Below are 13,685 nucleotides of genomic sequence, written 5' to 3'. Positions count from 1 at the left end.
CCGCCGATATCGGGCGAGCAAAGGCCCCATGATAGCGAGCCATGGTGGCGCTGAAAATGATGAGGAGACTAATAAATGCTGCGGGACGATGCTCAGCGCAGCTGGCTGTCCTTGCTGCCGCGTCGGTTGTAGCCGCTGTAGACCGTACGCTGCCTGTCGCGCTCGCTCTGGCAGGCGATGCACAGGCGTACGCCGGGCATGGCCTCGCGACGCGCCTGGGGAATCGGCTCACCGCACTCCTCGCAGTGCATCAGGCTCTCCCCCCGGGGCAGCTCACTGCGCGCTCGCTGCAACGCATCCTCGACGGTGCTGTCGATCTGCTCTTGTACCGCTCCGTCTCGCGACCAGCCACCTGCCATGCTCGACTCCTTCGGCGCCGTGCGCGCCGACTGCTTGGCCTTTCAGTTTGATGTATTCGGTGGGACCTTGCCAAGCGGCGGGACCTTGCCATGAGAAGAGCCCCACCGCGGTGGGGCTCGTCGGGTCAGTCGATACCGCGACCGGTTCGGCTAGGGCGTGGGTTCGGCTTGCGGAAAGCCATCGATCTCCGTCGGACGGTCGGGAATGGTCGCCAGGTAGCCCTGCTCGCTGGCGTGGGCCAGGAAGCGCAGGTGGCGCTGGTACTCGTTGAGCACGTCGTGCACGACCTGCACGCGCGTATAGCCGTTGAGGTCCTGGCCCAGACCGCCTTCGGCGAGGTGGACGTCAAGGCGCAGGTAGTAGTCGTCATCGGCGGGCAGAAAGCTCGGTGGCCGCATGCGCTGGGGGCGTATGCCATATACGAAGCTGGGGGCGCCGTCGAAGTCGACCTGCAGGGTCGGGCAGAGCAGCTGGGTGCCCTCCACCTGCTGCTCGCTGACGCTGGCCTGCTGGCCGCGCCGGTTCAACTCCTCGGCCAGCTCGACCAGCGCCGGGCGGATGGCGTGGCGCAGCGTGGCCTCGGCACCGTTCTGCGTGGTGCCGTCCAGGGTGCGGTCGAGACGTTCGCGCCAGTCGCTGCCGGCGGTGGTGCTGGCCACCACCTGGTGGCGGGCATCGGCCTTGCCGGTCTCGACCTTCAGCGAACGGTACATGCCGATCATGGTCAGGAAGATGATCGCCGAGAACGGCAGGGCGGTGATCACCACGGCGCTCTGCAGGGTACGCAGCCCGCCGGCCATCAGCAGCGCCAGGGTGATCAGGCCGATGATCGCCGACCAGAAGATGCGCAGCCGGGCGGGGGCGTCATGGTTCACGTCGCGCAGCACATAGGTGAAGTTGGATAGCACCAGCGCGCCGGAATCGGCCGAGGTGACGAAGAAGACGATGCTCAGCATCAACACCAGGGTGGCGGTGACGCCGACCAGCGGCAGCTGCTCGAGGAAGGTGTAGATGGTGGCCGGCGGCTGGTTCACGGCCTGCTCGCCGAGTACCACCAGGCCCTGGTCGACCAGGTCGATGCCGCTGTTGCCGAACACGGACATCATCACCATCACGAAGAGCAGCGGGATGAACAGGGCACCGGCGACGAATTCGCGGATGGTGCGACCCCGCGAGATGCGCGCCAGGAACAGGCCGACGAACGGCGCCCAGGCGATCCACCAGCCCCAAAAGAACACCGTCCAGCCGCTGAACCAGCCTTGTGCCTCGGGCGCGTAGGCATAGGTGTCGAAGCTCTTGCCGGTCAGCGCAACCAGGTAGTCGCCGGTGTTCATGACCAGCATGTTGAGCAGCCGGAGGGTATCGCCCTGGAGCAGCACGAACAGCACCAGCCCCGCGACCAGCACCAGGTTGAGCTCCGACAGCCGGCGGATGCCCCGCTTGACGCCGCTCACCACCGACAGGGTGGCCAGCGTCACCACCAGCACGATCAATCCGATCTGGGCCGGCAGCCCCTCGGGGATGCCGAACAGGTAGGTCAGGCCGTAATTCATCTGCATCACGCCGATCCCCAGCGCGGTGGCGATGCCGAACACGGTGGCCAGCACGGCGGCGATGTCCACGGCATTGCCGATGGGGCCGTAGATGCGCCTGCCGAGCAGCGGGTAGAGCGTCGAGCGAATCGCCAGTGGCAGCCGATGCCGGTAGCTGAAGTAGGCGAGCGCCATGCCCATCAGCACGTAGAGCCCCCAGCCCGAGATGCCCCAGTGCATGAAGGTCTGCACGATGGCTTGCCGCTGTGCCTCGGCGGTACCGCCTTCGCCGAGGGGCGGGTTCAGGTAGTGGGTCAGCGGCTCGGATACCACGAAGAACAGGATGGCGCCGCCCAGGCCGGCGGCGAACAGCATCGCCGACCACGATAGCAGCGAGAACTCCGGCCGCGAGTGGTCGGGGCCCAGGCGGATCTTGCCGAAGCGCGAGAAGCCGATCATCACCACGAAGACCAGGTAGGCGACGACCGCCAGCATGTAGTACCAGCCGAAGGTGCTGCCGATCCAGTCCAGGCCGGCGTTGAAGAAGGCCGTGGCGTGGTCGGTGAAGGCGATGGCGTAGATCAGGAAGAGCAGGATGCCGGCCACCGAGCCATGGAAGACGGCCGGGTTGAGTCGGTTGCTCGACTCGGCATCGGGGTGAGGGTTCGTCATGGGAGTGCCTCTCGTATTGTTATGGTCATTGGCGTCTCATGGTGCCCGCGTTCCTGGGCACCTGGTCGTCGTCCGGGCCGGCAGGCTTGGCCGGCCGCGAGTGCCCGGCCGGGGCCAGGCACGTCCTCCTTGCTTCGCAGCGTTCAGCGCCGCCCGGCTATTCGACCGAGGCCGCGGGGAAGCGCGCGCGCCGCTCGAGATCGTCCAGGTCAATGGTGTTGCGCATGTACTGGGTGCTGGCATCGAAGAGCGGCTGGTGATCCCAGGGCGTGACCCTGCCCTGCATGAGCGCGCGCGAGACCAGCTTGCGGCGCCGCTGGCTGGCGATCACCTCGTCGTGCAGCCGCGCATAATCCCAGCGGCTGGCGACCTCGTCGCGGAATTGCTTGCACAGGTCCAGATAGGCGGGTTGCTGCGCCAGGTTGTCGAGCTCCAGCGGGTCGGCCTCGAGGTCGAACAGCTGGTCCGGGTCCGGCGCGCTGTGGACGAACTTGTAGCGCCCACGGCGGATCATCAGCAGCGGCGCGATGGCACCCTCGCCGAGGTATTCGCCGATCACCTCGTCGTGGCCGCCGCTGCCGGTCAGGTGCGGCAGCAGGCTGCGGCCGTCGAGGGGCGCGGCGTATTCCGGCGCGATACCGTCGTTGGCGAGTTCGGCGAAGGTCGGCAGCAGGTCCATGGTCGACACCGACTCGCACACCCTGCCCGGGGCGAAGCGACCCGGGGCGTGGACGATCATCGGCACCCGGGCCGAGTCCTCGAACCAGCTCATCTTGTACCAGAGGCCGCGCTCGCCGAGCATGTCGCCGTGGTCGCCGGAGAAGACGATGATGGTGTCGTCGGCCAGGCCGGTCTCCTCGAGGGTCTTCAGCACGGCGCCGATCTGGTCGTCGACGTAGCTGATCGCCCCATAGTAGGCATGCCGCGCATTGCGGATCTGCGCGTCGTTGAGGGTCTCCTCGTCGAGCTGGTAAACGTGGCGCAGGCGTTTGGAGTGCGGGTCCATCAGTTCGCGTGAGTAGGGCACGCGCGGCAGGTCGATGGCGTCGTGGTCGTAGCGGTCCCAGTACTCCTGCGGAATGGTATAGGGGTCGTGGGGGTGGGTCAGCGAGACGGTCAGGCAGAAGGGGCGCTGCTCGCCGTTGCGAACGTAGTCGTACAGGAAACGCTTGGCGCGGAAGGTGACTTCGTCGTCGAAGTCGAGCTGGTTGGAGCGAACGCAGGGGCCGGCCTGGGTGACCGAGGACATATTGTGGTAGTAGCTCGGCCGCGCGTCGAAGTTCTCCCAGTCGACGAACCAGCCATAGTCCGCCGGGTAGATGTCGGTGGTCAGGCGCTGTTCGAAACCGTGCAGCTGATCGGGGCCGCAGAAGTGCATCTTGCCCGACAGCGCGGTGGTGTAGCCGGCATCGCGCAGGTAGTGCGCGTAGGTGGGGATGTCGGCGGCAAAATCGGCGGCATTGTCGTAGCCGCCGATGCGCGACGGCAGCTGCCCGGCCATCAGGGTGAAGCGCGACGGTGCGCACAGGGGGCTGTTGCAGTACGCCGAGTCGAACACCACGCCTTCCTCCGCCAGGCGCGACAGGTGCGGCGTCTTCACCAGCGGGTGGCCGTAGCAGGGCAGGGCGGAGGCGGCCATCTGGTCGGCCATCAGGAACAGGATATTGGGTTGCTTGTGCGTCATGGGGCCTCTCTTGTCGGTCATGGGAGCGATGGGCGAGCGCTCGATGCCAGTCTTCGCTGGTTGTGATGACAGTCTCCTTGCTAATCTCAAGACCTGTAAACTCGGTCATTTTTTATGGGAGGCATAAGCTAGGCTAATGTCGTGGATCGCCAGGGCGGCATCGCCCAACGGCTTGCGCGTGTTCGAGGTGGCGGCTCGCCACCTGAGCTTCACCGCCGCGGCGCGCGAGCTGCGCTCGACCCAGTCGGCCGTCAGCCAGCAGGTGCGCGCGCTCGAGGAACAGCTCGGCCTCGTGCTGTTCGAGCGCATCTATCGCGGGGTGAAGCTGACCGAGGCGGGGCATGCGCTGTTCGTCAGCGTGCAGGAGGGCTTCGCGACCATCGACCGCACCATCGAGCGGCTCCAGCACAAGCAGCGCCACCCCCACGTCAACATCCTCACCGACTTCTCGTTCGCCGCGTACTGGCTGATGCCGCGCCTGCCGCGCTTTCGTGAGCGGCACCCGCACATCGACGTGCGTATCGTGACCAACCAGGGGGTGCTCGACTGGCGGGCCCAGGAGGTCGACGTGGCGATCGTGTTCTGTGACGAGCGAGCGCTGGCCGGTGGCGTTCCGCTGCTGCTGCGGGAAGAGGTGTTCCCGGTCTGCAGCCCGGGGTTCCTGCAGCGCCACGGGCCGATCGTCGATCTCGAGGGGCTCAGACGGGCGCCGCTGCTGACTCTGACCGCCGACCAGGGGCAGCGCTGGCTCGACTGGCCGAGCTACTTCGAACAGCTAGGCGGGATCGCCTATCTCGAAGCGTCGGAGCTGACGTTCAACAACTACACCCTGCTGATCCAGGCGGCGATCGCCGGGCAGGGCATCGCCATGGGCTGGCGCGGCCTGGTCGACGACCTGCTGGAGAGCGACATGCTGATCGGCTTGCATGAGCTGAGCCTCAGCTCGCGCCGGGGCTATGGGTTGGTCGATGCGCGGCCCGATGCCACGGGGGAAGCCAAGCGGGCGCTGCAGGCATGGGTGCTGGAAGGCGCCGCGCAGGGGCCAGGGGAGAGCGGGCAGGGGTAGAAGGGATGCCGGGCTTGCGCCCGGCATGGGGGTCAAATACCGAGTAACTCCTTGGCTTCGTTCAGCGCCTCCTCCGACTGGGCGTGGTCGCCGTCGTTGTGGTACTGCTCGCCCTGCTCGCGCAGCTCGCGTACCCGCGCGAGATCGTCCTCGCTGAGCTGGGAGACCTTGGCGTCATCCTCCAGCGCGTCGTCGATCTCGGACATGAGCATGGGGCACTGGCTGGCCCAGGCCGGTGAGATGAAGGCCATCAGCACCAGTGCGACAAACAGTTTCCTGATCATGTTGGATTCCTCTCATGGGGCGCAGCCCGGTCGATACGCCGGGGCCGGCCTTGGTTGTTCTGGCGGACGCCTCGCCATCGCCCGGCGCCGGGTAGGCGCGCAGTGCATGACTGGCGTTGTCAGTATAGATGGCCGTGGCGAAGTACACTGAAACGACAGCCCTCGACAGCCTGAGCCCATGGGGCGGCAGTGGAACGCCTACCCTGACTCATGTAGCCTGAAGACGCTAAGTTATTCTTTATATTAGGAAAGGAAAGGCAAATGAATAACCCCGGGGGGCCGGCGTCGCATCACGAGGCCAGCGACATGCAGACGGACTACGTCGTCGGCCAGGACAATATCGAAGGGCGGTTGGGGCCCATCGGTTTCGACATCCACAATCGGGTCTTCGTCGTCTCCGCGCTGGCGTCGGTCGTGTTCATCCTGCTCACCCTGCTGTTTCCTGAAAGGGCGGGGAGCCTCTTCCAGGCCATCGTCGGCTTCGCGACCGGGACGCTGGATGCGTACTTCATGCTGCTGGTGGATTTCTTCATCCTGTTCTGCCTGGCGCTCGTCGTGCTGCCTTATGGTTCGGTGAGGCTGGGAGGCCCCGAGGCCCGGCCGGACCATGGCTACCTGTCCTGGTTCGCGATGCTGTTTACTGCCGGTATCGGTATCGGGCTGCTGTTCTTCAGCGTGCTGGAGCCGGTCTACCATGCCAACGTCTCCCTGCCGCTGGGCATTCCGTCTCCCTTCGGCAGCGATGGCGGGCTGAACCCGGAAGCCATCCCCGAGGCCAGCGCCATGGGGCTGGCCGGCACCTTTCTCCACTGGGGCATCCACGGCTGGGCGGTCTATGTGGTCATGGCCTTGGCGCTGTCGCTCTTTACCTACAACAAGGGGTTGCCGTTCTCGATTCGCTCGGCGTTCTTCCCCATCCTGGGCGAGCGCGTGTGGGGCTGGTGGGGGCACGTGATCGACATTCTCGCGGTGTTCTCCACCCTGTTCGGTCTGGCCACTGCGCTCGGGCTCGGCGCCCAGCAGGCCAATGCGGGGATGAACTTCGTCTTCGGCCTGGAGATCAGCACTGCCTTCCAGGTCATCGTCATCCTGCTGGTCACGGCGGTGGCGCTGGTGTCGGTCTGGCGCGGGCTCGAGGGCGGCGTGAAGAAGCTTTCCGAGATCAACATGGTGGTGGCCGTGCTGTTCTTCGTCTTCGTGCTGTTCGCCGGCCCGACCCTGGTGGGCCTGAAGGGCTTCTGGTCCGGGCTTTCGAGCTACGTGACGGAGTTCATCCCGCTGTCGGCTCCCTTCGGGCGCGACGACGATGCCTATCGTGAAGCCTGGTCGGTGTTCTACTGGGCCTGGTGGGTCAGCTGGGCGCCGTTCGTCGGCATGTTCATTGCCCGGGTGTCGAGGGGGCGTACGGTGCGGGAGTTCGTCCTCTGCGTGCTGTTGGTTCCCAGCCTGTTCATCTTCGTCTGGATGGGGGTCTTCGGCGGCATCGCACTCGAGCAGCTCTATACCGACCCTGCCGGCAGCCTGGTCAAGGAGTACGTGATCGATGACTACCGCCCCGAGCTGGCGCTTTTCGGCATGCTCGATGGGTTGCCGCTGACGGGGCTGATGTCGACCGTCGGTATCCTCCTGGCGCTGGTGTTCTTCGTCACCTCGTCGGATTCCGGCTCGCTGGTGATCGATACCATCACCGCCGGCGGCAAGATCGATGCGCCCAGGCCGCAGCGCATGTTCTGGGCCACGGTGGAGGGGCTGGTGGCCGTCGTCCTGCTGCTCGGCGGCGGCCTGGCGGCGCTTCAGGCCGGGGTGACGGCGACGGCGATTCCGTTCTCCATGGTGATGCTGTTGATGTGCTACTCCATCGTCAAGGCACTGAACGGCGAGCTGCGCCGCAAACGCGACGTTAGCCGCTGACCGCTCCCGGGGGCAAGCCCGCACGAGCGCCGCAGAACGTGAAACGCCCCGTTGGCCGAGCCACGGGGCGTTTGCGATCAGGGCGGGGAGATCAGCCGATGGCGGCGATGCCGGCCTTGGCGATCTGCACGTCCTGGTCGGGCTTGACGCCGGAAACGCCCACGGTGCCGGCCATCTGGCCCTCGACCATCACCGGCACGCCGCCGGCGAGCAGGCCCTGCATCGGTGCCGAGAGGAAGGCGTTGCGACCGCCGTTGATCATGTCCTCGAAGGCCTGGGTCTCACGGGCGCCGAGCGCCGAGCTGCGGGCCTTCTGGGTGGCGATGTCCGGGGTCATGGCCGGGGCCCCGTCGAGGCGGCGCAGGCCGAGCAGGTGGCCGCCGTCGTCGGCCACGGCGATGGTCACCGCCCAGCCGTTGGCTTCCGCTTCTTTCTGGGCGGCATCGAGGATGGCGTTGACGTCGGTCAGGGTGAGTACGGGTTTGGTCTTCATGGGGCTCTCCTTGTTTAGTATTGGCTACGGGCTAGGGGCTAGGGGCTAGGGGCTAGGGGCTACGGGCTACGGGCTACGGGCTACGGGCTACGGGCTACGGCGGGGTGAGATGTCGCTCGAAGCCCGAGGCTCGCTGCTCGTTACCGGCTCAATGCTTCGTCGACAATTTCAATCCAATGCCTGACCGGCGTGCGCCCCGCGCCGTTGAGGTGGGTCTGGCAGCCGATGTTGGCGGTCACGATGGTTTCGGGGTTGCCGGCCTCGAGGGCGTTGAGCTTGTTGTCGCGCAGCTGGGTGGCGAGTTCCGGCTGGGTGATCGAGTAGGTGCCCGCCGAGCCGCAGCAGAGGTGGGCGTCCTGGACCGGAGTAAGGGTGAAGCCGAGCTTGACCAGCACGCCCTCCACCGCGCCGCCGAGCTTCTGGGCGTGCTGCAGGGTACAGGGGCAGTGGAAGGCCAGCCGGCGGCCCGCGTTGACCTGGAGGCTCGTCAGCTCCTCGTCGCGCAGCACCTCGACCAGGTCCTTGGCCAGTTCGCTCACGCGCCTGGCCTTGTCGGCGTAGGCGGGGTCGTCCTTGAGGATGTCGCGGTACTCCTTGACGAAGGCGCCGCAGCCGCTGGCGGTCTGGACGATGGCTTCCGCGCCGGCCTCGATATGCGGCCACCAGGCGTCGATGTTGGCCCGCGCGCGGGCGCGGCCGTCGTCCTGGGCATTGAGGTGGAAGTCGATGGCGCCACAGCAGCCGGCTTCGGCCACCGGCGTGAGGCCGATGCCCAGGCGATCCAGCACCCGCGCCGTGGCGGCGTTGGTATTGGGCGAGAGCCCCGGCTGCACGCAGCCTTCGAGAATCAGCATCTGCCGTGCGTGGCGCTGGTGGTCGGGGCGCGTGCCGGCATCCACCGGCTTGGGCGGCAGCTTATCCTTGAGCTTGCCGGGCACCAGCGGGCGGAAGGTCTGGCCCAGCTTGAGCAGCGCCTGGAAGCGCTTGGGCTCCACCAGGGCCTTGCGCAGGGCGTAGCGCTGGGCGCGGTCGGCGGCGCTGCGCGGCACCCGGCGCTCGATCTCGGCGCGGCCGATGTCGAGCAGCTTGTGGTACTCCACGCCGGAGGGGCAGGTGGTCTCGCAGTTGCGACAGGTCAGGCAGCGATCCAGGTGCAACCGGGTCTGCTCGGTGACGTTTTCGCTGTCGTCCGGGTTCTCCAGCATCTGCTTCATCAGGTAGATGCGCCCGCGCGGCCCGTCGCGCTCGTCGCCCAGCAGCTGGTAGGTGGGGCAGGTGGCGTTGCAGAAGCCGCAGTGCACGCAGCTGCGCAGGACGCGGTCGGCCTCCTGGATGTGCGGCTGCTGGAGGGCTTCCTCGGTGAAATGCGTCTGCATGTGGTGATCCTGTACGTCTCAGAACGCCGCGTAGAGCCGGCCGGGGTTGAACAGTCCCTTGGGGTCGAGCTGGGCCTTGAGGTTGCGGTGATACTTCATCAGCACCTCGGGCAGCGGCGTGAAGGGTTCCACCTCGGTCGGGCGCGGGCCGTAGCAGGTGGCGTGGCCGCCGGCGGCCTGGCAGGCGCGGCGCAGGGTGTCGGCGTCGAGGTCGGCGCACAGCCAGCGCTGGGCGCCGGCCCAGTCGTGAATCATCAGCCGCTCGTCGACGCCGGGCAGTTCCAGCGTGGATGTGCGGTGGGGCAGCGAGAGCCGCCACAGCGGTGCTTTGGTCTCGTGGAGCGGGCCGGCGCGGAAGAAGGGCAGGCGCTGGTCGCGCAGGGCAGCCCAGAAGCCACTATCGAGATCGTCGCCGCCGATACGCGCGCGGGTGGCGGCCACCGAGCTGGGGCCGCCTTCGAGGCGCAGGTGCAGGGCGCCGTCGAGCCAGGCGGCGGCGCTGATCGGCAGCGGTTCGCGGCCCCATTCGGCCAGGCGCAAACGGGCCTCGTCGAGAGAGAGCTCCAGGTGCAGGCTGTGGACGGCGCCGGGAATCGGCAGCACCTTGAACGAGACCTCGGTGATCAGCCCCAAAGTGCCCTGGGCGCCCACCATCAGCCGCGACAGGTCGTAGCCGGCGACGTTCTTCATCACCTCGCCGCCGAAGCGCTGCTCGTTGCCCTCGTGATTGATCACCCGGGCGCCCAGCACGAAGTCGCGCACGCTGCCGGCCCAGGGGCGGCGCGGGCCGGAGAGGCCGGTGGCGACCATGCCGCCCACGGTGCTTGCCGCGCCGTAGCGGGGCGGCTCAAAGGGCAGCATCTGGCCATGCTCGGCCAGGGCCGCCTCGAGCTCGGCCAGCGGCGTGCCGGCGCGCACCGAGACCACCAGCTCCACCGGGTCGTAGAAGCGGATACCGCAGTGCTCGCGAGTCGACAGCTCGCTGCCTTCGACCTCGCGACCGTAGAAGAAGCGCGTGTCGCCGCCGACGATGCGCAGCGGGGTGCCCTCGGCGCTGGCCTGGCGGATACGCTCGGCCAGGGCTGCGCTGGCGTCATGGTCGGAGAGATGCGTTGCGATTGCCATGGTCACTCCAGTTCAGCCTTGCAGGGTGCCGGGGGCGGTGTCGGCGCTCGCACTCTTGATGGTGCGGAACTCCGAGCAGCGCGCCGGGGTGGGGATGTTCTTGCCCGGGTTGAGCAGGTCGCGCGGGTCGAAGGCGGCCTTGGCGGCGCGGAAGGTGGCCAGTTCGTCGGGGCGGAACTGGGCGCACATCTGGTTGATCTTCTCGCGGCCGACGCCGTGCTCGCCGGTGATGGTGCCGCCGACCCGCACGCACAGCTCGAGGATCTCGCCGCCCAGCGCCTCGGCCACGGCCAGTTCGCCCTCGCGGTTGGCATCGAACAGGATCAGCGGGTGCATGTTGCCGTCGCCGGCGTGAAACACATTCGCCACGCGCAGCCCAAAGCGCTCGGAGAGGTCGCTGATGCCCTTGAGCACGCGGGCCAGCTCGCGCCGCGGGATGGTGCCGTCCATGCAGTAATAGTCGGGCGACATGCGCCCCACGGCGGGGAAGGCGTTCTTGCGTCCGGCCCAGAACCTGGCGCGTTCGGCGTCGTCGCGGGCCTGCTGGATGCCGGTGGCGCCGGCCTTCTCCAGCACGCGGCGCACGGTCTCGCAGTCGTCGTCGACGTCGGCCTCGACGCCGTCGAGCTCGCACAGCAGGATCGCCTCGGCCTCCACCGGGTAGCCGGCGCCAATGAAATCCTCGGCGGCGATGATGGCGAGCTTGTCCATCATCTCCAGGCCGCCCGGGATGATGCCGGCCTCGATGATGGCGCCGACCGCGTTGCCGGCCTTCTCGACGTCGTCGAAGCTGGCCATCAGCACCTTGGCGACCTCGGGCTTGGGCAGCAGCTTGACGGTGATCTCGGTGACCACCCCGAGCATGCCCTCGGAGCCGTTGAACAGCGCCAGCAGGTCGAAGCCGGGGGCGTCCAGGGCATCGCTACCGAGCGTCATGCGCTCGCCTTCGATGGTGAGAATCTCGACCTTGATCACGTTGTGCACGGTGAGTCCGTATTTCAGGCAGTGCACGCCGCCGGCGTTCTCCGCTACGTTGCCGCCGATGGAGCAGGCGATCTGCGATGAGGGGTCCGGCGCGTAGTAGAGCCCGTAGGGCGAGGCCGCCTCGGAGATGGCCAGGTTGCGAACGCCGGGTTCGACCCGGGCGATGCGCGCCTCGGGGTCGATCTCGAGAATGCGCGCGAAGCGCGACATCACCAGCAGCACGCCGTGGGTGAGCGGCAGGGCGCCGGCGGAAAGCCCGGTACCGGCGCCGCGGGTGACCACCGGCACGCCGAGGCGATGGCACTCCACCAGCAGGCGCTGGACCTGGTCGAGGGAGTCGGGCAGCGCCACCAGCAGCGGCAGGGTGCGATAGACGGAGAGCCCGTCGCACTCGAAGGGGCGCATGTCCTCCTCGCGGTCGAGCAGCGTCATGCCCGGGATGGCCTGGGCGAGGGTGTCACGGATGGCCGCCCTGTCCAGCGTCGGAACGGGGCCGTCGAGTCGTTCGTCGTAGAGGATGTTCATCAAGCGCCTCAATTGCGAGTCTTGGCGACAGGGTTGTCCTTGTGCAGGGCCCAATTTGCGCCCAGGCGGCCCTTCTGTCCAGCCTGCGGTCTACTGGTATGACCAGTTGTTCTCGGCTATGTTGGAAATTATTTTCATGTTAAACCATGGCGCATTCGGCCGAGCGACTCAAGGTGAACTTCACAGGCCCGGAGGAAGGCATGTTTCAGGATAGTGAACAGAAGCTGCCGACGCGCACGCCGGATGCGGTGGCGGCGCGTCTCGAGCGGCTGATCCTTGATGGCGTGTTCCGCCCGGGCCAGCTGCTGCCCTCGGAGCGTCGCCTGTGCGATCGCCTCGGCGTCTCGCGCACCTCATTGAGGGAGGGGCTGCGCGTGCTGCGCAGCAAGGGCATCATCGTGACCCGACAGGGGCGGGGTTCCGTAGTGGCGGAGCTGGTGACGGGACGCGACGACAGCCCGCTGATGCACCTGTTTCGCGACCACCCACGCACTCTGTACGACCTGCTGGAAGTGCGCTCGCTGCTCGAAGGGGAGTCGGCCCGGCTCGCGGCGCAGCGTGCCACCCCGGCGGACCGGGTGATGATCCAGCGTCGCTACGAGGCCATGGTCGAGTACGTCGAAGACGACGACGCCATCGACGTGGAGCGGCTGGCGCACCTGGACCACGCCTTTCACCTGGCGATCTGCCAGGCCTCGCACAACCCCGTGCTGGTGCATACGCTGCAGTCGCTCACCGACCTGCTGCTCAGCTCCGTGTTCGCCTCGGTGAAGAATCTCTATCATCGCGAGGTGCCGCGGCAGATGATCAACCGCCAGCATGCCCGCCTCTACCGGGCGGTGATGGAGGGCAAGCCCGAGGCGGCCCGTCGCGCTGCGCTCGATCATCTCGCCGGCATCGCGGCGCAGCTGCGCGAGATCGAAGCCGAGGATCAGCGCCTGGAGCGGTCGGCCATGCGGCTGAAGGAGTGGGAGTCGAGCTAGGCGGTCATCTCGTCGGCGGCCGAGGCTTCCTCGATAACCCCGGCGAGGCTGGCGACCTCGAGCTTGTTGCACAGGTGGTCGCGCAGGATCTGGCCGAGGCGCTTACCGTCGCGCGCTTCCAGCGCCACGATCATGTGCTCGTGATCCTGAACCGCCCGCCGCCAGAAGCTCTCAGTCATCTTCTTGGAGTAGCGCACGCGCTTTACGCGCTGGTTGAGCCCCTTGTACATCTCCTGCAGGACCTCGTTGCCGGAGGCCTGCAGGATGCCTTCGTGAATCTGCTGGTTGATCTGGAAATACTCGGCCAGATTGCGCTCCCGGTAGTGCATGAGCATCGTGTCGTGGAGGCGACGGATCTCGCGGATGCCTTCGTCGCTGATGTTGCGGCAGGCGAGCTCTCCCGACAGCCCCTCGAGGGCCCCCATCAGGTCGTACGTATCCTTCACCATCTTCACGGTCAGGCGCATCACCCGGGCGCCACGATTGGGCAGCAGTTCGGTGAGCCCTTCGGCGGCCAGCACCTTGAGGGCCTCTCGCAGCGGCGTGCGCGAAACCCCGAAGCGTTCGCACAGCTCCTTCTCCGATATGCGCTCCCCAGGGGCCAGGTCCCCCTGCTCGATGAGCTCACGAATGCGGTCAGCCACTTCCAGGTACAGGTTACGGTGCTGAATCTTGCTCATGTCGATTCCT

At 67.1% G+C, this 13,685-nt stretch carries 12 protein-coding genes; 3 read left to right on the top strand and 9 right to left on the bottom strand.

Translation table 11 applies throughout. The annotated features are described in order from the left end of the window. Positions 1–92: 92 nt before the first annotated feature. The 3 genes from I4484_RS16495 to betC form a co-directional block, all read right to left on the bottom strand. Positions 93–359 (bottom strand): DksA/TraR family C4-type zinc finger protein, encoded by a 267-nt coding sequence (locus tag I4484_RS16495; RefSeq protein ID WP_111413665.1) that lies wholly within the window; start codon positions 357–359, stop codon positions 93–95. A gap of 150 nt (positions 360–509) precedes the next feature. Next, entirely contained in the window at positions 510–2,564 is a 2,055-nt protein-coding gene (gene betT, locus I4484_RS16490; RefSeq protein ID WP_197448318.1) for a choline BCCT transporter BetT, read from the bottom strand. 157 nt (positions 2,565–2,721) lie between these two features. Next, positions 2,722–4,248, bottom strand: coding sequence for a choline-sulfatase (gene betC, locus I4484_RS16485; protein ID WP_197448317.1), 1,527 nt, complete (start codon positions 4,246–4,248; stop codon positions 2,722–2,724). Positions 4,249–4,384: 136 nt separating this feature from the next. On the opposite strand from betC, the gene I4484_RS16480 reads away from it, so the two are divergent. Further along, positions 4,385–5,314, top strand: a complete 930-nt coding sequence (locus tag I4484_RS16480; RefSeq protein ID WP_197448316.1) for a LysR substrate-binding domain-containing protein — start codon at positions 4,385–4,387, stop codon at positions 5,312–5,314. Between the two features lie 32 nt (positions 5,315–5,346). Here I4484_RS16480 and I4484_RS16475 read toward each other — a convergent pair whose 3' ends face one another. Next, on the bottom strand, positions 5,347–5,598 hold the full coding sequence (locus I4484_RS16475) for a hypothetical protein (protein ID WP_197448315.1): 252 nt from the start codon (positions 5,596–5,598) through the stop codon (positions 5,347–5,349). Between the two features lie 261 nt (positions 5,599–5,859). On the opposite strand from I4484_RS16475, the gene I4484_RS16470 reads away from it, so the two are divergent. Continuing rightward, positions 5,860–7,509, top strand: coding sequence for a BCCT family transporter (locus I4484_RS16470; protein WP_234283702.1), 1,650 nt, complete (start codon positions 5,860–5,862; stop codon positions 7,507–7,509). Positions 7,510–7,600: 91 nt separating this feature from the next. Here the strand turns inward: I4484_RS16470 and I4484_RS16465 are convergent, their stop codons facing one another. The 4 genes from I4484_RS16465 to glcD all read right to left on the bottom strand — a co-directional run bounded on the left by I4484_RS16465 (position 7,601) and on the right by glcD (position 12,012). After that, positions 7,601–8,002 carry a heme-binding protein gene (locus I4484_RS16465; RefSeq protein WP_197448314.1) on the bottom strand — a complete coding sequence of 134 codons (402 nt, stop codon included), beginning with the start codon at positions 8,000–8,002 and terminating at the stop codon, positions 7,601–7,603. Between the two features lie 140 nt (positions 8,003–8,142). After that, positions 8,143–9,378 (bottom strand): glycolate oxidase subunit GlcF, encoded by a 1,236-nt coding sequence (glcF, locus tag I4484_RS16460; RefSeq protein WP_197448313.1) that lies wholly within the window; start codon positions 9,376–9,378, stop codon positions 8,143–8,145. An 18-nt stretch (positions 9,379–9,396) separates the two neighbouring features. Beyond that, complete coding sequence (gene glcE, locus I4484_RS16455; protein ID WP_197448312.1) at positions 9,397–10,503, bottom strand: glycolate oxidase subunit GlcE; 1,107 nt, start codon at positions 10,501–10,503, stop codon at positions 9,397–9,399. Between the two features lie 12 nt (positions 10,504–10,515). Continuing rightward, positions 10,516–12,012 carry a glycolate oxidase subunit GlcD gene (gene glcD, locus I4484_RS16450; RefSeq protein ID WP_197448311.1) on the bottom strand — a complete coding sequence of 499 codons (1,497 nt, stop codon included), beginning with the start codon at positions 12,010–12,012 and terminating at the stop codon, positions 10,516–10,518. A 200-nt stretch (positions 12,013–12,212) separates the two neighbouring features. On the opposite strand from glcD, the gene glcC reads away from it, so the two are divergent. After that, positions 12,213–12,995 carry a transcriptional regulator GlcC gene (gene glcC, locus I4484_RS16445; RefSeq protein ID WP_197448310.1) on the top strand — a complete coding sequence of 261 codons (783 nt, stop codon included), beginning with the start codon at positions 12,213–12,215 and terminating at the stop codon, positions 12,993–12,995. Here glcC and I4484_RS16440 read toward each other — a convergent pair. Next, on the bottom strand, positions 12,992–13,675 hold the full coding sequence (locus I4484_RS16440) for a GntR family transcriptional regulator (RefSeq protein ID WP_197448309.1): 684 nt from the start codon (positions 13,673–13,675) through the stop codon (positions 12,992–12,994). The two genes, glcC and I4484_RS16440, sit on opposite strands and share 4 nt — an antisense overlap. Positions 13,676–13,685 lie beyond the last annotated feature (10 nt).

This window comes from Halomonas sp. SS10-MC5, assembly GCF_015992245.1.
GTDB classification, from domain to species: Bacteria; Pseudomonadota; Gammaproteobacteria; order Pseudomonadales; family Halomonadaceae; genus Halomonas; species Halomonas sulfidoxydans.
The sequence above is the reverse complement of the archived record's forward strand: the minus strand, read 5'-3'. Positions and strand labels throughout refer to the sequence as shown.

Coding starts and splice junctions, on each gene's coding strand:
- I4484_RS16465 (WP_197448314.1), bottom strand. CDS start 8,002: ATGAAGACCAAACCCGTACTCACCCTGACCGACGTCAACGCCATCCTC.
- I4484_RS16440 (WP_197448309.1), bottom strand. CDS start 13,675: ATGAGCAAGATTCAGCACCGTAACCTGTACCTGGAAGTGGCTGACCGC.
- betC (WP_197448317.1), bottom strand. CDS start 4,248: ATGACGCACAAGCAACCCAATATCCTGTTCCTGATGGCCGACCAGATG.
- I4484_RS16470 (WP_234283702.1), top strand. CDS start 5,860: ATGAATAACCCCGGGGGGCCGGCGTCGCATCACGAGGCCAGCGACATG.
- glcF (WP_197448313.1), bottom strand. CDS start 9,378: ATGCAGACGCATTTCACCGAGGAAGCCCTCCAGCAGCCGCACATCCAG.
- glcD (WP_197448311.1), bottom strand. CDS start 12,012: ATGAACATCCTCTACGACGAACGACTCGACGGCCCCGTTCCGACGCTG.
- I4484_RS16475 (WP_197448315.1), bottom strand. CDS start 5,598: ATGATCAGGAAACTGTTTGTCGCACTGGTGCTGATGGCCTTCATCTCA.
- glcE (WP_197448312.1), bottom strand. CDS start 10,503: ATGGCAATCGCAACGCATCTCTCCGACCATGACGCCAGCGCAGCCCTG.
- I4484_RS16495 (WP_111413665.1), bottom strand. CDS start 359: ATGGCAGGTGGCTGGTCGCGAGACGGAGCGGTACAAGAGCAGATCGAC.
- betT (WP_197448318.1), bottom strand. CDS start 2,564: ATGACGAACCCTCACCCCGATGCCGAGTCGAGCAACCGACTCAACCCG.
- I4484_RS16480 (WP_197448316.1), top strand. CDS start 4,385: ATGTCGTGGATCGCCAGGGCGGCATCGCCCAACGGCTTGCGCGTGTTC.
- glcC (WP_197448310.1), top strand. CDS start 12,213: ATGTTTCAGGATAGTGAACAGAAGCTGCCGACGCGCACGCCGGATGCG.